Below are 16,613 nucleotides of genomic sequence, written 5' to 3'. Positions count from 1 at the left end.
AGTTAGCCCCCGCGCCCGAGGAGAAGCCGTGGCCGACACGATCGCTGAGACCGTCGACCTGCTCTACACCATCGACCAGGACCACCTCACCCTTGATCAGCAGATCGCACTTGGGGCGGCGCTGGCCGCCCTGGCCCAGGCGGAACGACTGGAGCAGATCAACGAACGGCTGCGCAGCATCCACCAGGTGCTCAACACCTGGTCGTTGCGCGTGACCGTGGACGGTCGCTGACCGTCGCGGGCCCGGTCCCGCGGGGCGGACCGGTGGGGGTGGGAGCGCCAGGGGCACGGGCCGACGGTGGTTGCCTGGCTGTGCGAGACTCCGGCGCACCATCCCCCTGAGGAGAACACATGCAGCTCGACAACTTGCAGGCCCTGCAGCAGTTCCACATCCGCCAGCGGCTGCGGATGATGGTCAACCAGTACGAGGTCCGGGCGGTCGCGCCGGACGGCACCGAGGGTGAGCTGCTGGCGTTCGCGCAGCAGAAGCGGCTCGCCTTCAAGGAGCAGGTGACGATCTACACCGACGACTCCAAGCAGCAGCCCCTGCTCGGCTTCAAGGCCCGCCAGCGCATCGACCTCGGCGCGACGTACGACGTCACCGACGCGGCCGGTAACGCGATCGGCCTGTTCCGCAAGGACTTCGCCCAGTCGCTGCTCCGCTCCACCTGGCACGTCGAGCAGGCCGGCCTGCCGCAGGTGACGGGCCAGGAGCGCAGCCTGCCGGTGGCGCTGCTGCGCCGGTTCGTCGACTCGCTGTCCTGGCTGCCGTACCACTTCGACTTCACCGCCGGCGGTCAGCCGATCTTCTCGGTGGTGAAGAAGTGGGGCCTGCGCGACAAGTACGTCGTCGAGGTGCAGAACCCGCAGATCGACCGTCGTCTCGTCATCGCGATGGCCGTCGCCCTCGACGCGCTCCAGTCCCGCTGACGCAACCCGGCTCACACCCGGCGACCCACCCTCTCGGCCGCTGACCGGGACAGGACCCCAAGCCTGTCCCGGCCAGCCGGCCGCGGTCGAACAGCCCGGCGCGGTCCACGCGGACCATCGACTCAGCCGCGTACCGGGCCGGCGCGGGCCGTCGACGCGACGACCCGGGTCACGCCCGGAAGCGGTGTGAACGCCACCTCGACGGTCACCAGCACGTCCAGCCCGTCGAGGAGACAGTCGATCAGTCGGCCAGCGTTGCGGTGGGCGATGTCCGCGGCGGACGCGCACGCCACCGCGTCGCCGTCAAGCGCCCGGGCAGCCCCGGCCAGCGCACCGAGATCAGCGGCCACCGCCGCCCGCTGAGCCGCCATCCCGGCGGCGGTGACAGCGGCGCCGAACGTCCCAACCAGCACGAAGACCAGTCCCAACGCGAGCAGCAGCACGGTTGCACCACCTCGCTCCGCGTTCGGTCGGCCGCCGTGGTGTCGCTCGGCGTCCGGTCGGTCGCCGTCGTGTCGCTCGGCGTCCGGGCCGTGCCCTCGCGACCGGGTGTCGGGATGCCGCATCACCATCTCCCCTCGTCCGCGCCGGGTTCCACGGCTGCGACGGCGGTGGCGAGAACGGTGATCTTCGGTAGCCGGCCGCCCAGCGCGCGGACGGGCGCGCGGACCGTCGCCTGCACCCGGTCGCCGTCGACCGACACCGACACCTCTGCCCCCGGTGGCGCCGCGCGCTCCCCATCCGCGCTGTCGGCTCCCCGGGCGGCGGCCAACGCCACCTCCCGGGCCGTGTGCAGACAGCTCGCCTGGGTGCTGACGGCGTTGACCGCGGTCAGGCCGGCGAGCAGCAGCAGGAGTAGCGCCGGCAGGCCGGCCGCCAGTTCGGCGGTGAAGGAGCCCCGGTCGCCGCCGACGAAATGGGCCCCCCGGTTGCCGTCGCACGCTCGCCCGGGGGTACCCGGTCTCCGACCATGGCCGACCTGCCGGCGCCCGCTCACTTGAGCGCCCGGTCGATGACTGCGGTCAGCGCCGACTGGACATTGCCGGAGGTCAGGACCTTCAACAGAATCCCGGCGAAGGCCACCGCGGCGAGCGTGCCCACGGCGTACTCGGCGGTGTTCATCCCGTCGTCGCCGCGGAGTCGGGCGATGAGTTTGCGCATGCGTCTTTCCTTTCTCGATGGGTCAGAGCACGTCGCCGAGGACGGCGACGATCACCGGCACCAGGCCGGCGAGAATGAACGCGGGCAGGAAGCACAGCCCCAGCGGCAGCACGATGAGGACGCCAGCCCGGCGGGCCGACGCTTCGGCGGCGGTGGCCCGGTCGGCCCGCAGGTCGTCGGCGAGACGGGTCAGCGCACCGGCCAGCGCGGCGCCGCTGTTGGCCGAGCGGAAGGCCGCCGCTGCCATCCGATCGGCTCCCGGCACCCCGTCCAACGCCGACCACGCCTCGGCCTGGCCACCGCCGAGGAGCAGGGTGCGGCCGACCCGGGCCAGTCGGCTCGCGAGCGGGCCGTCCAGCGCCTCGGCCACGGCCAGCACCGAGCGGTCCACCGGCGCACCCGCCCGCATCGCCGCCGCCAGCAGGTCGGCGGCGAGCGGCAGGTCGGCGGCCTCCCGGAGTCGCCGGTCACGCGCCGCCGGAGACTCGATCCGCCGCAGCAGCACGTCCAGCAGGACTGCGGTCGGAACCGCACCGAGCAGCCCGAACCAGCCCCCGACGACCACCGCGACGGCGAGCCCGGCCATCGCTGCCGCGAGGCGGATCGCGTCCGGTCGTCGCCGACTCTCCACACCGCCGCCACCCGAGCCGGCCCGGTGCGGCGAGCCGCGCCGACCGACCGAACCGCCCAGGCGCACCGGGGACATCAGGCGGCCCGCCCCGACGCCGCGCCCAACCGCTCGGCCCAGAACAGGCCGACTATCTGCAGGGCGACCGCGATGACCGCGCAGACCCCGCCGACAGTGCTGTGCAGGAGCACCGCCAAGGGGTCGACTCCGATCCCGTAGCCGAGCGCGATCCCGCCAACCGGCAGGGCCGCCAGCAACCAGGCCGTGGCGCGGGCGCCCGCCGCCTGTGCCGCCGCGGCGGCCAGGCCCCGGTCGGTCGCCCGGGCGTCCGCCTCGATGCGCTCGATCAGCTCGGCCAGCGGTGCGCCGGTCCGGTCCGCCAGCCGCACGGCGGCCGAGGTGAGCTCGCGAAGCCGGTCGGCTCGACCCGTCCCCTCGACGGCGGCGATCTCCAGGGTTGGCGGGACGGGCAGGCCCGCCCGGAGGTCGGCTGCCAGACCGCAGAGCAGGTCCAGGCCGCGCCGCCTTACCAGGTCCGCGTGCCGGCCCGCTCTCCAGCGGAGCAGGGCGCGCACGGCCAGCGTGCCGTAGCCGGCCACCGCGACAGCGGCCACCGGCCCGGCGGACACGGCACCGACCCCTGCCCCCACCAGGCCAACCAGCAGCAGCACACGCCTCGGCGACCGACGCACGCGCAGCCGACGGGCCTCGTACGACGCGCCGGCCGTTCGGTCCGCCGGGCGAACGAGGCGTTGGTCCGGCGGGCCAACGGTGCGATGGTCCGCCGGGTCGGCCCTGCTGCGGCCCGGATGCTCGACGGCCTCGATGGTCTCGGTCTCCGGCCGGGCAGTGGCAGCCGGGCGGCGAGGATCCCGACGGATCGGCGGCCGTGCCGGACCTGCCGGTCGCGTGGATCCACCCGGCCCGCCGGTCGCCCTCGGACGGCTCGGGCTGTCGTCGAGGTCCCGAGTGGACCAGGCGACAACCGTCCGCCCGCTGACGGACGTCGACGCTCCCGGCGGGTACGAGAGGGCACCCGGATGGACCTGGTCCGACACCCCGCCAAGCTCATCGGTCGGCCCGCCCCGCGCCCGAGCGAGGCCCCTGATCCATTCCACCAGAGCGTCGTCCGGATCAGCGCCGGTGGCGCCACGGCCCGGTGCCAGCACTCGGCGGCGGCGTGCCCGGACGCTCTGCACCGGCCAGGCCACCAGGACCGCGGCGGCCAGCAGCAGCGCCACCACGAGCGCCGTTCCGCCGGTCATGCCGGGCCCGCCGATCCGGGCCACGGCTCGCTGAGGATCGGCGGCACCGCCACGCCCCGGTCTCGCAGCAGCGTGCCGAAGGTACGTGCGGCCAACCCCAACCCACGTCCACGTATCCAGGCGGGCACCACAGTGGCCAGTCGTTCGGGCCCCTCGGGGAGCAGCAGGCAGATCGACTCGAGGACACGACCGCGGTCCCCTCGGCGTACCTGAAGCAACACTTGGAGCGCCGCGACCACCTGGGCGTGCAGGGCGGAGCGGGGCAGCCCGCCCAGCATGCCGAGCGCCTCCAGCCGGGCCGGCACGTCGGACGGGGTGTTGGCGTGCAGCGTGCCGGCGCCGCCGTCGTGGCCGGTGTTCAGCGCGGCCAGCAGGTCGACCACCTCCGCGCCCCGGCACTCCCCGACCACCAGCCGGTCCGGGCGCATCCGCAACGCCTGCCGAACCAGGTCGCCGAGGCTGACGACGCCCGTCCCCTCGACGTTGGCGGTGCGGGCCTGGAGCCCGACCACGTGCGGGTGCCCCGGTTGCAACTCGGCCGCGTCCTCCACCAGGACGATCCGCTCCGTGGTGGGCACCAAACCGAGCAACGTGTTGAGCAGGGTCGTCTTGCCCGAGCCTGTGCCGCCGGTGACCAGGTATGCCAGCCGGGCCGCGACGACGGCGGCGAGCAGTGGCGCCACCGGTCGCGGCACCGTCCCCTGGCGCACCAGTTCGTCGAGGGTGAACGGGCGGTGCCGGAACGTCCGCAGGGACAGGTAGGGCCCCTCGGTCGCCACCGGCGGCAGCACGGCGTGCAGCCGGGTGCCGTCGGGAAGCCGAGCGTCCGCGTACGGGGAGCCGTCGTCGAGCCGCCGCCCGGCGCTGGCGATCAGTCGCTGCGCCAGCCGGCGGACGTCCTCGACCGAGCCCACCGGGACCGCTACCTGGTGCAGCCCCGCGCCCCGGTCGACCCAGACGCGGACACCGTTGACCAGGACGTCGGTCACCTCCGGATCGGCCAGCAGCGGGGCCAGCGGCCCGGCGCCCACGAGGTCGTCGTGCACCCGGTCGGCGATCCGCAGTACTGCGGTGTCGCCCAACACCGCCGCGGTGGGCTCGGCGCGTACGGCGGACACGATCGCCGCCGGGGTGACGGGGTCGGTGGCGGCGGCGATCCGCTGGCGCACCCGGGCCGCGAAGGTGCCGTCCTCCGGCCGGCCGCTCATGCCGCACCCGTCGCGGGGACGCCGGTGAGGTCCGCGACGATCCGTCGGCAGAGCGTGGCGAGCGGGCCTTTGCCGGCCGCCGCCGGTGCCTCGCCGCGTTCGAGCCCCCGGCAGAGCCCGGGTTCGGGACGTAGCGTGCCAGCGAGAGGAAGCCCGAGTGCCCGTGCCACCTCGGTGGCGCGCAGGCGGCCCGGGGCGGGCCCACGCACCACCACCGAGAGCGCGGCGCAGTGTGGTGCGGCCGAGGCCACCACCCGGGCGGCGGCCGCGGTGGCGCGCAGCTCCGCCGGCACGACGACGTACGCCTGGTCGGCTGCCTGCAACGCGACCACGGCGGCGTCGTCCAACTGTCGGGGCAGGTCGATCACCACGAAGTCCCGGCCACGGTGCGCGGCGTCGACGGTCGCGGCCATCGCGGAGGCGGGCAGCGCCAGCATCTCGCCGCGATCCCAGGAGAGCACCACCAGGTCGCCCCGGCTGGGCAGCGCATCGACAAGCGCGGGCGCGTCCACCCGCCCGTCCGCGTCGGTGAGCGACGGCCAGCGCAGCCCTTCCAGCTGCTCCCAGCCCAGCACGAGGTCCAGGCCACCCCCGAGCGGGTCGGCGTCGATGAGCAGGGTGCGCAGTCGGGCCCGCGCCGCGGTCACGGCGAGCCCGCCCGCGAGGACGCTCGCGCCGGCACCGCCCCGACCGCCGAACAGCGCGACGACCCGGGCACCCGGACCGTTCTGCTGGTCGGGGCCCTGTTCGGCCAGGCGGTCCACCAGCCAGGGCTCGGCGGCGGGCAGTGCGGCGACGTGCTCGGCTCCGATCAGCTCGGCGATGTGCCAGCCGGGGTCGAGTTGACCGGCCCGGCCGACCAGCACCAGCCGGGGCCGCTTCGGCAGTCGGGCGCGCAGGCACGCCTGCGCCTGATCGGCGCCGAGCAGCACCAGCGGCGCGGGACCCCAGCGAGTGCGGGCGGCGGCCGGGTCGGCGGCGAGCTCCACCTCGGTGCCGCCGGCAGCGGCGAGCCGGAGCAGGTCGTCGAGCAGGTCGCCGTCCCCCGTGACGACCAGTGGGAGCCGTCGGATCGGCGGAACGGAGGTACGGGGTGCCATCGCGGCCTCCAGCGGTCGGGATCGGATGCACCGCCGACCCTGCTCGCGATCGGCCTCGCGGACTCCCCCCGACGCCTCGCCTGTGGACAACTCCGGGGCCTGTGGACAACGCCCGACGAGACGGTTGATCTGCTATGCGCGCGGGTTGCCGCGCAGCTAGGGCGGCTACCGGGAAAACACCGTGGGGCCGCTCCCGAGAGAGCGGTCCCACAAAGTCGGCGGTCAGCCGATCCGGTCAGTCCAGGTCGTCTCCAGGATCAGCCGGTACGCGCTGATCCGCACCGGAGCCCGCGTCAGCAACTCGTGGGCGAGCAGCTCACCCGTCGCCGGATCGAAGATCAGCAGAGACTGAGCCGCCGAGATCGACTGTCACAGCCGTCGGGGACACTCCCGGCCGTGGAGCTGGAAGAGTTTTGGAGCATCGTGGAGCGGGCACGAGCAGCGGCCGGCGCAGCGGCGGACCAACCCCGCCCCGACGGTCAGCCGGATGTGGTCGCTGACGCCCTGGTCGCGGAGCTGACGCGACTCCCGTTGTCACACATCGTGGCGTTCGACCAGACGCTCAACGAGGTGATGGACCAGGCCGACACCTGGGATCTCTGCGCGGCGTGCTGGATCATCGAGTACGGGTTCCTCTCCGACGACGGATTCTCCGATTTCCAGGCAGGGCTGGTCGGCCTGGGCAGAGCGGCGTTCGAGTCAGCCGCGCGGGACCCCGACTCGCTCGCCGACCATCCCGCGGTACGGCAGATCAGCGCATCGGAAGGCCGCGACCTGTGGATCGGCGACGAAGCCCTCCAGTTCGCCGCGCAGCAGGCGTACGAGCAACTGACCGGCGACGATGAGGCCTTCTGGGACGCCGTCGAATCAGCGGAGTCCGCGGCCACTGCGCCACCGCCGAGCCCGGAGCCAGCCGACGAGCGCTGGGACCTCAGCGACGAGGCCGAGTGGCGAAAGCGGCTGCCCAGGCTTTTCGAGCTGTTCGGCGCCCGCCGACTCGCGCTGGATTAGGGGGCGCTCCCAGCGGAAAGAGACGACCCCCGTCGGGGGATGCGGTCTCAGCTTGCCGGCCAGTGTCGGTGCTCATCAGACAGTGTCGACTGGCAGGTAGGGAGGATCGTCAGGTGACGGCTGGTGGTGCTCCACAACGGAGGGTCTGCTGCCTCGTCGCTGCCTCTGTCTAGATTTCAAGCATGATCGAGACGACACTCGGTGGATGCAATGGCTGACCGCCGCCCTGTCGTTCCTCGGCGGCCTGATCTCGGCGTCCGTCGCGGCCTATGTCGTGGTGAGGACGAACAACCAGCGGATGGCAGCCGAGGTCCGGGCTCGCTGGGACAGCGCGCTCTTTGAGCGAAGCGGCGCCTTCGTCGCTTCGGCGCGCACCCTGCGCCACCTGGCAGAGCATCCCTCGCGTAGCGAGGATGAGAACAGTCACCGGAAGGCGCTAGACGAAGCGCACCAGGGGATGCGGGTAGCCTGCGAGCAGCTTCGGCTACTGGGCAACAAGAGGGTCCAGACTGCAGCACGGGTAGTAACTCGCCATGCCTATGCTGTGCGGGTTCAGGCCGAGGACGGCCGTGACCCTCGGGCAGCGGAGTACCCCTCCAAGTCGCCAACAGCTCGCCTCAACGACGCTCTCCAAGAGTTCTACCGCGCGGTCCGCGCCCAACTCGGCGCAGAAGACCCAGAGGCGGTTTTGCATGACGATGACTTGGAAGCCGACCGGGCTACTCAGACGGAGCTGCGGTGAGCGCTCCGTCGGCGGGCAACGACAGTCACCCGACGTCTCGCTTACAAGCTCTGTGCATCGCGTCCGCACTCGTCCGGGTGTTTCGGCAGTGGTGTCCTTGCGGACGTGGTCCGGTCACCGGACATGCTTGACCACTTGCGTCCCGCGCCCTTTACAAGATCCGTTCGGCCAGTCGATGACGGAGGGGGTCGGCGCAGATGATGTCGACATGGACGCATGGGTGGACGGCGACCTGGCTGACGAGTTCGAGCGGCAGCTTGATGACCTCCTAGCCGAGCTGGACTCAGCCTGGGTAGAGCCCGAACTGCAGCCGAGGTTCGCCAGCAACGAGTCGTTCCGTCGCTACCACCGGAGGAACGGCAAGCGCTGGCAGCTTGCCTGCGTTCTTCGAGAACGTCCTGACCTGGCCGCCACCCTGGCTAGCCGAGTCCTGGCCGCAGTGGTCTGCGACGAAGATGTGGCCGCCAATCGTCAACTCATCGAACCGGTGTTGACGGCGGTCGGCCGTCGCCGGGTCCAGGAGTACCTCATCTCGGTCGTTACGTCCGGCCCGCTACTGCAACGCGTCTGCGCAGTCCGCGCCTGGTATTGGTCGCAGGCCGTGCTCGTGTACGAGTCGCCTCAAGCGCTGACTGGCAAACAGCCAACAACGGGTAGCCAAGCCCACGATGATGAGGTTGCTGACCTGCGCGGGTGGTACCGCGCAGCCTGTCTCACCGCCTTCGTCGAGTGCGATCACGACGCCACACGTGAATGGCTGGCCCGAGGCTTCATTCTGGATGAGTCCTACTATCCGGCGAGCCTGCACCGCGGGGTGGCTGCGGCCCGCGCGATCGCTGAATCCGACCCGGTCCGGTTCAAGGAACTCATCGCCAAGACCACCGACGGAACGAACCTCGCCGCCATTCGGCCCGCTGATGACCGCTGAATCCGGTGCCCCGTGTCTTTGCGGACGCTGGCCTCATCGCCGACACGGTGAGCCGCAACGGCAGTCGAACTTCCGGCGGCGGGTGGCGGGCCACGAGAAGGCGTCGACGACGCTGGACCGGTACACGCACACGCCCGACGACTACGCCGACCGGGTCCGGCTGACGTTCCCTGGTGATTCGCTGACTTTCCGCCCGGCGTTGGGCCCGACCGAGCCGGCAAAGGCGCTTCCACCAGGGCGGGAGCGCTCCCCGCAAAGGGACGACCCCCGTCGGGGGGAGACGGGGGTCGTCGACGGTTCGGCTCCGGGGGGGTCGAGCCGAACCACTCAGCGGTCACGGGGGGTGCAACCGCTGAGGGTCTGTCTGTTTCGGGGATGTGAGAGCTCGTCGTGCGGACAAGTCTGCCTGAGCGGAACCGTCACGTCGAGTGGTGTTCACTCCACTCAGCGCGAAATTCTCCTCGCGGAGTGTGAGCACGGTCACGCCCAGCGGAGTTGGAGGCACCCGCCCGCAGGTCCGAGGGGTGGCCTGACCCCGGGCACCCGCCGACGATAGACCATCCGGCTAGACTTTCGCGCCGTGGGCCGAAGTGCCGCTTTCTTCGATCTGGACAAGACCGTCATCGCCAAGTCGAGCGCCCTGGCGTTTGGTCGGCCGTTCTACCGGGACGGGCTGATCACCCGGCGTGACGTGGTCAAGTCGGCGTACGCGCAGCTGATGTTCCGGCTGGGCGGCACCGACGAGCAGACCATGGCCCGAACACGGGACTACCTGGCCGCGCTCTGCAAGGGCTGGCAGGTGGAACAGGTCCGCCAGATCGTCGCGGAGACGCTCCACGAGCTGATCAACCCCTATGTGTACGCCGAGGCTGCCGCTCTGATCGAGGAGCACCAGGCAGCCGGGCGGGACGTGGTGCTGGTCTCCGCGTCCGGCGAGGAGATGGTCCGGCCGATCGGCGAGCTGCTCGGGGTGACCGACGTGATCGCCACCCGGATGGCGGTGCAGGACGGCCGGTACAGCGGCGAGGTCGAGTTCTACGCCGCCGGTCCGAGCAAGGTCGAGGCGGTTGGCGAGCTGGCCGCCGTGCGCGGCTACGACCTGGCCGACTCGTACGCCTACTCCGACTCGTACAGCGATCGTCCGCTGCTGGAGTGCGTGGGTCACCCGAGCGTGGTCAACCCGGACCGGCAGCTCCGCAAGCTGGCCTCGGAGAACGCCTGGCCGGTGCTGGAGTTCCGGCACCCGATTCCGCTGGGTCGCCGGCTGCGGGAGCGGCCGGCCGTTCCGGTCGCCGCGGCGGCCCTGGGCGTGGGGGTCGGGGTGGCCATCGGCATCGCCTGGTACGGCAGGCATCGCCGGACCCGCGCCGCCACCACCGCCTGATCACCTCAGGCAGCCGCCCGGCCAGACCGAGGACCGGTCCGGCAACAGCAGGGCGGCGCCGCCTCTCCGACAGCCGAGCGCCGCATCGACGGATCCAGCCGCCCGCCCCACCTTCGCACCTCCCCTCAGCAACGTCTTGAGCGATCGCTCAAATCGTCGTACGCTCGGATTTGAGCGATCGCTTAAAACGGGGAGATCAGCATGGCCGACGTCGACGAGACACCCGAACCGTCCGGATGGACCAACACCACCGAACCACCACCACAGCGCACCGCCGCCCACTGGACTCTGGCCGGCCTGATAACGCTCTTCGGGCTGGTGGTCTTCGTCGCGGTGGTGCGTGAGGGCCGCGCCGACAGCGCCGTACTCTTCGTGGCGCTCCCGGTGCTGCTGGCCGCCGCCCTCGCGCTGACCCCGCGCCGGACGGCCCACGGCCAGGTCTTCGCCGCCACCACCGTGGCCCTGCTGCTGGCGGCGGTGGCGCTGCACGAGGGAGCGATCTGCGTCATCCTGGCGGCCCCCCTGGTGTACGCGGTGGCCCACGGCACCACCGCGCTGATCCGCGCCCTGCGGGAGGCCAACCGGCCCTACGTGCTCGTCGCCGTGCCGCTGCTGCTCCTGCCCGGCCTGGAGGGCAGTGGCATGGCTCCCCGGCTCGGTCCGGAGCAGACGGTGGAGGTGACCCGCGTCGTCGAGCTACCCGCCGACCGGGTGGCCGAGCGCCTTGCCGCCGGTCCACGCCCGACGGCCGTACGGTCTGCGCCGTTGCGCCTGCTGGGCGTGCCCACACCCGGGCGGGTCAGCGGCGACGGGCTCGATCCCGGCGACAGGTGGATGTTCGGCTACCACGGCAGCGCGCACGGCCCGGGCGGCCATCTGCTCGCCGAGGTCGAGAACGTAACGCCGGAACGTGTGGATTTCCGGTTCGTCGAGGACAGTTCGATCACCGCGCGCTGGTTCACCTGGCGGCACGCGACGCTGACCTGGCGGGCGATCGACGCCGGGCACACCGAGGTCCAGATCCGGGTCGACTACACGCGGGGTCTGGACCCGTCCTGGTACTTCGGCCCCATCCAGCAGGCGCTGCTCGGCGCCGGGGTCGGCCACCTGCTCGACATGCTGGCACTCAAGTGACAGTCGCCAGGTGGTTGAGCCTGGGGGTGCCGCTTCTCGCGGTGCTCGCCGTCGGCGCATGGGAGCGGGACCGCGCCGCCCGTGGTGCCGCGCTGTTGGCGTTCGTGGCCGCCGGGGTCGGCATCGCCGCACTGCACGAGGCCGCCCGGACGGCCGGCTGGTACGCGTTCGCCCCGGTCGACGGCGCGTACCGGGGGATGCCGGTGGACCTGTGGATCGGCTGGGCTGCGCTCTGGGGGCCGCTGCCCGTGCTGCTGCGCCGGTTGCTGCCCCTGCCTGTCGCACTGGGTCTGCTGCTCTGGGTCGACGTGGTGGCGATGCCGGCGCTGCACCCGCTTGTCCACCTCGGCCCGTACTGGCTCGTCGGGGAGGTGGCCGGGTTGCTCCTGGTGGCCCTACCCGCCCAACTGCTCGGTCGGTCCGGCGCCGACCGGCGGCGCCTGCGCACCAGGACACTGCTGCAGGTAGGGCTCTTCACCGCGCTGCTCCTCTGGTTCCTGCCCAGCCTGGCCTTCGAACTCGGCGACGGGTCGTGGGCCCGACTGACCGGGCTGAACCGCACCGAGTTGCTGGTGCTGGCGCAACTGGCCCTCCTGACGGCCACCCCGGCGCTGGCCGCGGTCGCGGAGTTCGTCACCCGGGGAGGCGGCACGCCGTACCCGTGGGACCCGCCGCGTCGACTGGTCACCACCGGCCCGTACGCCTACCTGGCCAACCCCATGCAACTCAGCGCGGTGGTGTTGCTGCTGCTCACCGCAGCGGTGACGCGCAGCGCCACGCTCGTCCTGGCGGCGGTGTCGGCGGTGGCGTTCGGCGCGGCGGTCGCGACGCCGCACGAGCGACACGACCTGCGAGCCCGGTACGGGGACTCCTGGCGGTCGTACCGGCGGCAGGTTCGTGACTGGTGGCCCCGGTGGCGGCCGTACGCGCCCGGGCCACCCGCGGTGCTCTGGCTGGACGACGACTGCGGACCCTGCGCGGCGATCTGGCGGATGCTGGCCCGGCGCCACCCGGTGGGGCTGCGCATCCGGCCCGCCCGGGAACACGACCGTGTGTTGTGGCGGGCGGAGTACGTGGGCGGCGACGGTCACGCGCAACGGGGGGTGGCCGCCGTCGCCCGCGCGCTCGAACACGTGCACCTCGGTTGGGCGGTGGTCGGCTGGGCCGTCCGGCTACCGGGCGTCGCCTGGCTCGCCCAACTGGTCACCGATGCGATGATCGCACCACCGCACCCGGCCCGCCCGCGAGGAGCGCCATGTCCGACACCAAGCAGCGTCTCCTTGACGGCGCCATCGCCGCCATCCGCGAACACGGCATCGCGGGCGTCTCCGCACGGACCATCGCCGCTGCCGCCGGGGTGAACCAGGCCCTGGTCTTCTACCACTACGGCACCGTCGACGACCTGCTCGCGGCGGCCTGCCGCGACAGCACCGCGAAGCGGGTCGAGCACTGGTCCGCCCGCCTGGCCTCGGCCGGGTCGCTGCGCGAACTGCTCGCGGTCGGGCGTGCGCTGCACGAGGAGGAACGCCAACTCGGCAACGTCACGTTCCTGGCCCAGATGCTCGCTGCCGCACAGGCGGACCAGCGGATGGCCGCCCCCACCGCCGGCGCGCTCCAACTGTGGGTGGACGAGATCGAGGCAGTCCTGCGCAGGCTGCTCGCCGGTTCCCCGTTCGCCGAGGTCGCCGACGTACCCGGCCTGGCCCGTGCGGTCTCGGCCGCGTTCATCGGGCTGGAACTCTACGACGGGGTGGACCGGGCCGGCGCCGACCAGGCGATGGCCGCGCTCGACCAACTCGCGCTGCTGCTGGAGGTCGTCGACGACCTCGGGCCCATCGCCCGCCGGGCGCTCCAAGCCAAGGTCAACCGGGCGGTACGACGGGCCTGAACGACCTCAGGCGGCCGCGAGGATCTCGTCGCCGATGGCGGTGAGCTGGTCGGCGCCCACCTCGACGGCCGCCATGTAGTGGCGCAGCCAGGAGCGCAACCCGTCCGGGGTGCCGGTGGCGAACGCGCCGGCCGAGCCGACGTACTCGGGCTCCCGTTCCCGGTGACCGACGTCGACGCCGAGCAGGCCGCGCGGGTCGAGGCCGCTGGCGAGCAGCACCAGTCGGGCGGCACCGCGCGCCACCACGCCGGACGGCCCGGCGAACGGACGCAGGTTCAGCAACTCCCCGTGTACGACGGCGGCGAGCACCAGCGGCGAGACCTTCGTGCCGCCGGCCACCAGAGCGGCGAGCCCGTCGAGGCGGGCGGCGACCACCGGGTCGGGCACCGGTCGGCCCAGCTCGGCCTCCCCCACGATGTCGCGGGCGGCGAGGACGTGCAGCCGGGCGAGTGCCTGCCGGGGTGCCTTCGGCCAGAGTTCGCTCAGGCCGGGCAGCGCCCCGGCGACCCGCAGCGCCCCCTGGAGCACCGGGTCGGTGACGGTGCCGGCCCGGACCTCCTCACGCTCGTGGACGGCGCCTTCGAGCGCGGCGCTGGCCACCGCCGACCGCAGGCTGACCTCGGCCGCGACCTGGCCACCGTTGCGGCGCAGCGCGCGGTGCCCGAGCGCCTGGTCGAAGCGCTCACGGGCCCGGTCGACGGCAGCGGCGACGTCGGTGAGCGCGAGCAGCGGGGCGAGCGGGTCGGTGGTCACCCCGTCACGCTAGCGACCCGGCCCGGCCCGACGGGCCGCACCCGCCCGCAACGCGACCCCGGCCACCCGGCGACCCTGTTCCGCCGCTCCCGTCCCCGCCGCTCCCGTCCCGCCGCTGGGCAAGGTCGACACGAGATCGGCGATATCGGGGTGTCCCACCGGTCCGGATACCGCGACATCGCCGAACCCGTGTCGATCAAGACCGGACCGGGGCGGGCCGGGGCGGGCCGGGCAGGGCGGGCAGGGCAGGGCGGGCAGGGCCGGCCGGGGCGGGCCGGGCAGGGCGGGCAGGGCAGGGCGGGCAGGGCCGGCCGGGCAGGGCGGGCCGGGGCGGGCCGGGCAGGGCGGGCCGGGGCCGGGCGGGACGGGCAGGGCCGGCCGTCGGGCGCGCGGCGGGGGCCGCTCGGCGCGACGGGGTGGGCAGCGGTCGCCGGTCGGGGACCCCGCGACTACCCTCGTGCCCAGCGAGACGCAGGTCACCCGAGGACGAGGAGTCACGGCATGAGCGAGGCATTGGCCAATCTGCTGAACGAGACGCGCCAGTTCCCCCCGCCGGCCGAACTCGCCGCGCACGCCAACGTCACAGTCGACGCGTACGCCGAGGCGCAGGCCGACCGGCTCGCCTTCTGGGCGAAGCAGGCCGACCGCCTGGCCTGGTCGAAGAAGTGGGACGAGGTGCTCGACTGGTCGAACCCGCCGTTCGCGAAGTGGTTCGTCGGTGGGCAGCTCAACGTGGCGTACAACTGTCTTGATCGGCACGTCGAGGCCGGTCGGGGTGACAAGGTGGCGATCCACTGGGAGGGCGAGCCGGGTGACACCCGCACTCTCACGTACGCCGATCTGCACGAGCTGACCTGCCGGGCGGCGAACGCGCTCACCGACCTGGGGGTGACGGCGGGCGACCGGGTGGCGATCTACCTGCCGATGATCCCGGAGGCGGCGGTCGCGATGCTGGCCTGCGCCCGGATCGGCGCGGCGCACAGCGTGGTCTTCGGTGGGTTCTCCGCCGACTCGTTGAGCAACCGCATCCAGGACGCCAACGCCAAGGTGGTGATCACCGCCGACGGTGGTTACCGGCGGGGCAAGCCGTCGGCGTTGAAGCCGACGGTGGACGAGGCGGTGGCGAACTGCCCGTCGATCGAGCACGTGCTGGTGGTCCGCCGTACCGGCGAGGACGTGGCCTGGTCGGAGAAGGACCACTGGTGGCACGAGGTGGTGGAGACGGCGTCGGCCGAGCACACGGCGCAGCCGTTCGACGCCGAGCACCCGCTGTTCATTCTCTACACGAGCGGCACCACGGCCCGGCCGAAGGGCATCCTGCACACCACGGGCGGCTACCTGACGCAGGCGTCGTACACCACGCACGCGGTCTTCGACCTGAAGCCGGACACGGACGTCTACTGGTGCACCGCCGACATCGGCTGGGTCACCGGGCACTCCTACATCGTGTACGGCCCGCTCTCCAACGGCGCCACCCAGGTCATGTACGAGGGCACCCCGGACACGCCGCACAAGGGGCGGTTCTGGGAGATCGTCGACAGGTACAAGGTCAGCATCCTCTACACCGCGCCGACCCTGATCCGGACGATGATGAAGTGGGGCGAGGACATCCCCGCCGGCTTCGACCTGTCGTCGCTGCGGCTCCTGGGCAGCGTCGGTGAGCCGATCAACCCCGAGGCGTGGATGTGGTACAGGCAGCACGTCGGCGGCGGCGAGCTGCCCATCGTGGACACCTGGTGGCAGACCGAGACGGGCTCCATCATGATCTCCCCGCTGCCTGGGGTGACGGCGGCGAAGCCGGGTTCGGCGATGACTCCGCTGCCGGGCATCGTCGCCGACGTGGTGGACGACCAGGGCCAGTCGGTGCCCAACGGCGGGGGCGGCTACCTGGTGCTGCGCGAGCCGTGGCCGTCGATGCTGCGCACCATCTGGGGTGACGACAACCGGTTCATCGAGACGTACTGGTCACGGTTCGAGGGCATGTACTTCGCCGGCGACGGGGCGAAGAAGGACGACGACGGGCACATCTGGCTGCTCGGTCGGGTCGACGACGTGATGCTGGTGTCCGGGCACAACATCTCCACCACCGAGGTCGAGTCGGCGCTGGTGTCGCACCCGTCGGTGGCCGAGGCGGCGGTGGTGGGTGCGACCGACCCCACCACCGGCCAGGCGATCGTGGCGTTCGCCATCCCACGGGGCAGCACGGACATCGCCGGCGAGGCGGGTGAGCAGCTCATCGCGGACCTGCGCAACCACGTGGCGAAGACGCTCGGCCCGATCGCCAAGCCGCGACAGATCATGCTGGTGCCGGAGCTGCCGAAGACCCGTTCGGGCAAGATCATGCGTCGCCTGCTGCGGGACGTGGCCGAGAACCGGTCGCTCGGCGACGTCACCACGCTGCAGGACTCCTCGGTGATGGAGCTGATCTCGTCCGGGATGAGCGGCACGAAGTCCGACGAGGACTGACGACAGGCGTACCCC

General features: G+C 72.5%; 18 protein-coding genes. 10 read left to right on the top strand and 8 right to left on the bottom strand.

Annotated elements, in window-relative coordinates; all coding sequences use genetic code 11:
* The first annotated feature begins 28 nt into the window (after positions 1–28).
* Positions 29–232 carry a hypothetical protein gene (locus ACLQ27_RS15315; protein WP_234584145.1) on the top strand — a complete coding sequence of 68 codons (204 nt, stop codon included), beginning with the start codon at positions 29–31 and terminating at the stop codon, positions 230–232.
* Between the two features lie 119 nt (positions 233–351).
* The gene (locus ACLQ27_RS15310; protein WP_234584144.1) at positions 352–930 is read left to right on the top strand and encodes a hypothetical protein; all 579 of its coding nucleotides are present in this window, start codon (positions 352–354) and stop codon (positions 928–930) included.
* A gap of 122 nt (positions 931–1,052) precedes the next feature.
* Here the strand turns inward: ACLQ27_RS15310 and ACLQ27_RS15305 are convergent, their stop codons facing one another.
* From ACLQ27_RS15305 to ssd, 7 genes are all read right to left on the bottom strand, one after another.
* Positions 1,053–1,496, bottom strand: a complete 444-nt coding sequence (locus ACLQ27_RS15305; RefSeq protein ID WP_425867247.1) for an Rv3654c family TadE-like protein — start codon at positions 1,494–1,496, stop codon at positions 1,053–1,055.
* Entirely contained in the window at positions 1,496–1,810 is a 315-nt protein-coding gene (locus tag ACLQ27_RS15300; protein WP_357492050.1) for a TadE family type IV pilus minor pilin, read from the bottom strand. The genes ACLQ27_RS15305 and ACLQ27_RS15300 overlap by 1 nt, the downstream gene beginning before the upstream one ends.
* A gap of 113 nt (positions 1,811–1,923) precedes the next feature.
* Positions 1,924–2,091, bottom strand: a complete 168-nt coding sequence (locus tag ACLQ27_RS15295; protein WP_234584142.1) for a DUF4244 domain-containing protein — start codon at positions 2,089–2,091, stop codon at positions 1,924–1,926.
* Between the two features lie 22 nt (positions 2,092–2,113).
* Positions 2,114–2,797, bottom strand: coding sequence for a type II secretion system F family protein (locus ACLQ27_RS15290; RefSeq protein ID WP_425867245.1), 684 nt, complete (start codon positions 2,795–2,797; stop codon positions 2,114–2,116).
* Positions 2,797–3,984, bottom strand: a complete 1,188-nt coding sequence (locus ACLQ27_RS15285; RefSeq protein WP_357573532.1) for a type II secretion system F family protein — start codon at positions 3,982–3,984, stop codon at positions 2,797–2,799. The genes ACLQ27_RS15290 and ACLQ27_RS15285 overlap by 1 nt, the downstream gene beginning before the upstream one ends.
* Positions 3,981–5,192, bottom strand: a complete 1,212-nt coding sequence (locus ACLQ27_RS15280; RefSeq protein ID WP_357491148.1) for a TadA family conjugal transfer-associated ATPase — start codon at positions 5,190–5,192, stop codon at positions 3,981–3,983. The genes ACLQ27_RS15285 and ACLQ27_RS15280 overlap by 4 nt, the downstream gene beginning before the upstream one ends.
* Complete coding sequence (ssd, locus tag ACLQ27_RS15275) at positions 5,189–6,292, bottom strand: septum site-determining protein Ssd (RefSeq protein ID WP_234584139.1); 1,104 nt, start codon at positions 6,290–6,292, stop codon at positions 5,189–5,191. Before ssd ends, ACLQ27_RS15280 begins: the two co-directional genes overlap by 4 nt.
* 396 nt (positions 6,293–6,688) lie before the next feature.
* Between ssd and ACLQ27_RS15270 the strand changes: the two genes are divergently transcribed.
* The 7 genes from ACLQ27_RS15270 (at position 6,689) to ACLQ27_RS15240 (ending at position 13,379) form a co-directional block, all read left to right on the top strand.
* Positions 6,689–7,303: a DUF4240 domain-containing protein gene (locus ACLQ27_RS15270; protein ID WP_357573533.1), complete on the top strand. Its 615-nt coding sequence runs from the start codon at positions 6,689–6,691 to the stop codon at positions 7,301–7,303.
* A gap of 205 nt (positions 7,304–7,508) precedes the next feature.
* Entirely contained in the window at positions 7,509–8,045 is a 537-nt protein-coding gene (locus tag ACLQ27_RS15265; protein WP_357573534.1) for a hypothetical protein, read from the top strand.
* Positions 8,046–8,253: 208 nt separating this feature from the next.
* The gene (locus ACLQ27_RS15260) at positions 8,254–8,973 is read left to right on the top strand and encodes a hypothetical protein (protein WP_425867241.1); all 720 of its coding nucleotides are present in this window, start codon (positions 8,254–8,256) and stop codon (positions 8,971–8,973) included.
* A 580-nt stretch (positions 8,974–9,553) separates the two neighbouring features.
* Positions 9,554–10,357, top strand: a complete 804-nt coding sequence (locus tag ACLQ27_RS15255) for an HAD family hydrolase (protein WP_234584135.1) — start codon at positions 9,554–9,556, stop codon at positions 10,355–10,357.
* A gap of 201 nt (positions 10,358–10,558) precedes the next feature.
* Positions 10,559–11,491: a hypothetical protein gene (locus tag ACLQ27_RS15250; protein ID WP_357573536.1), complete on the top strand. Its 933-nt coding sequence runs from the start codon at positions 10,559–10,561 to the stop codon at positions 11,489–11,491.
* Positions 11,488–12,852, top strand: a complete 1,365-nt coding sequence (locus ACLQ27_RS15245; protein ID WP_357573537.1) for a methyltransferase — start codon at positions 11,488–11,490, stop codon at positions 12,850–12,852. The genes ACLQ27_RS15250 and ACLQ27_RS15245 overlap by 4 nt, the downstream gene beginning before the upstream one ends.
* A complete protein-coding gene (locus ACLQ27_RS15240) occupies positions 12,747–13,379 on the top strand; it encodes a TetR/AcrR family transcriptional regulator (RefSeq protein WP_234584132.1) in 633 nt (210 codons plus the stop codon). Before ACLQ27_RS15245 ends, ACLQ27_RS15240 begins: the two co-directional genes overlap by 106 nt.
* A 6-nt stretch (positions 13,380–13,385) precedes the next feature.
* On the opposite strand, the gene ACLQ27_RS15235 is transcribed toward ACLQ27_RS15240, so the two are convergent.
* A complete protein-coding gene (locus tag ACLQ27_RS15235; RefSeq protein ID WP_425867238.1) occupies positions 13,386–14,132 on the bottom strand; it encodes an oxidoreductase in 747 nt (248 codons plus the stop codon).
* 501 nt (positions 14,133–14,633) lie between these two features.
* Between ACLQ27_RS15235 and acs the strand changes: the two genes are divergently transcribed.
* Positions 14,634–16,598, top strand: a complete 1,965-nt coding sequence (gene acs / locus ACLQ27_RS15230; RefSeq protein ID WP_425867236.1) for an acetate--CoA ligase — start codon at positions 14,634–14,636, stop codon at positions 16,596–16,598.
* The last annotated feature ends 15 nt before the right edge of the window (positions 16,599–16,613 follow it).

Origin of the sequence: Micromonospora sp. DT63, from assembly GCF_049841615.1 — a bacterium.
Classification (GTDB): domain Bacteria; phylum Actinomycetota; class Actinomycetes; order Mycobacteriales; family Micromonosporaceae; genus Micromonospora.
The sequence above is the reverse complement of the archived record's forward strand: the minus strand, read 5'-3'. Positions and strand labels throughout refer to the sequence as shown.

What these genes read in the sequence shown, in the direction of transcription:
- ACLQ27_RS15260 (WP_425867241.1), top strand. Translation starts at nt 8,254, where the DNA reads ATGGACGCATGGGTGGACGGCGACCTGGCTGACGAGTTCGAGCGGCAG.
- ACLQ27_RS15310 (WP_234584144.1), top strand. Translation starts at nt 352, where the DNA reads ATGCAGCTCGACAACTTGCAGGCCCTGCAGCAGTTCCACATCCGCCAG.
- ssd (WP_234584139.1), bottom strand. Translation starts at nt 6,292, where the DNA reads ATGGCACCCCGTACCTCCGTTCCGCCGATCCGACGGCTCCCACTGGTC.
- ACLQ27_RS15290 (WP_425867245.1), bottom strand. Translation starts at nt 2,797, where the DNA reads ATGTCCCCGGTGCGCCTGGGCGGTTCGGTCGGTCGGCGCGGCTCGCCG.
- ACLQ27_RS15250 (WP_357573536.1), top strand. Translation starts at nt 10,559, where the DNA reads ATGGCCGACGTCGACGAGACACCCGAACCGTCCGGATGGACCAACACC.
- ACLQ27_RS15265 (WP_357573534.1), top strand. Translation starts at nt 7,509, where the DNA reads ATGCAATGGCTGACCGCCGCCCTGTCGTTCCTCGGCGGCCTGATCTCG.
- ACLQ27_RS15240 (WP_234584132.1), top strand. Translation starts at nt 12,747, where the DNA reads ATGTCCGACACCAAGCAGCGTCTCCTTGACGGCGCCATCGCCGCCATC.
- ACLQ27_RS15305 (WP_425867247.1), bottom strand. Translation starts at nt 1,496, where the DNA reads ATGCGGCATCCCGACACCCGGTCGCGAGGGCACGGCCCGGACGCCGAG.
- ACLQ27_RS15280 (WP_357491148.1), bottom strand. Translation starts at nt 5,192, where the DNA reads ATGAGCGGCCGGCCGGAGGACGGCACCTTCGCGGCCCGGGTGCGCCAG.
- acs (WP_425867236.1), top strand. Translation starts at nt 14,634, where the DNA reads ATGAGCGAGGCATTGGCCAATCTGCTGAACGAGACGCGCCAGTTCCCC.
- ACLQ27_RS15285 (WP_357573532.1), bottom strand. Translation starts at nt 3,984, where the DNA reads ATGACCGGCGGAACGGCGCTCGTGGTGGCGCTGCTGCTGGCCGCCGCG.
- ACLQ27_RS15295 (WP_234584142.1), bottom strand. Translation starts at nt 2,091, where the DNA reads ATGCGCAAACTCATCGCCCGACTCCGCGGCGACGACGGGATGAACACC.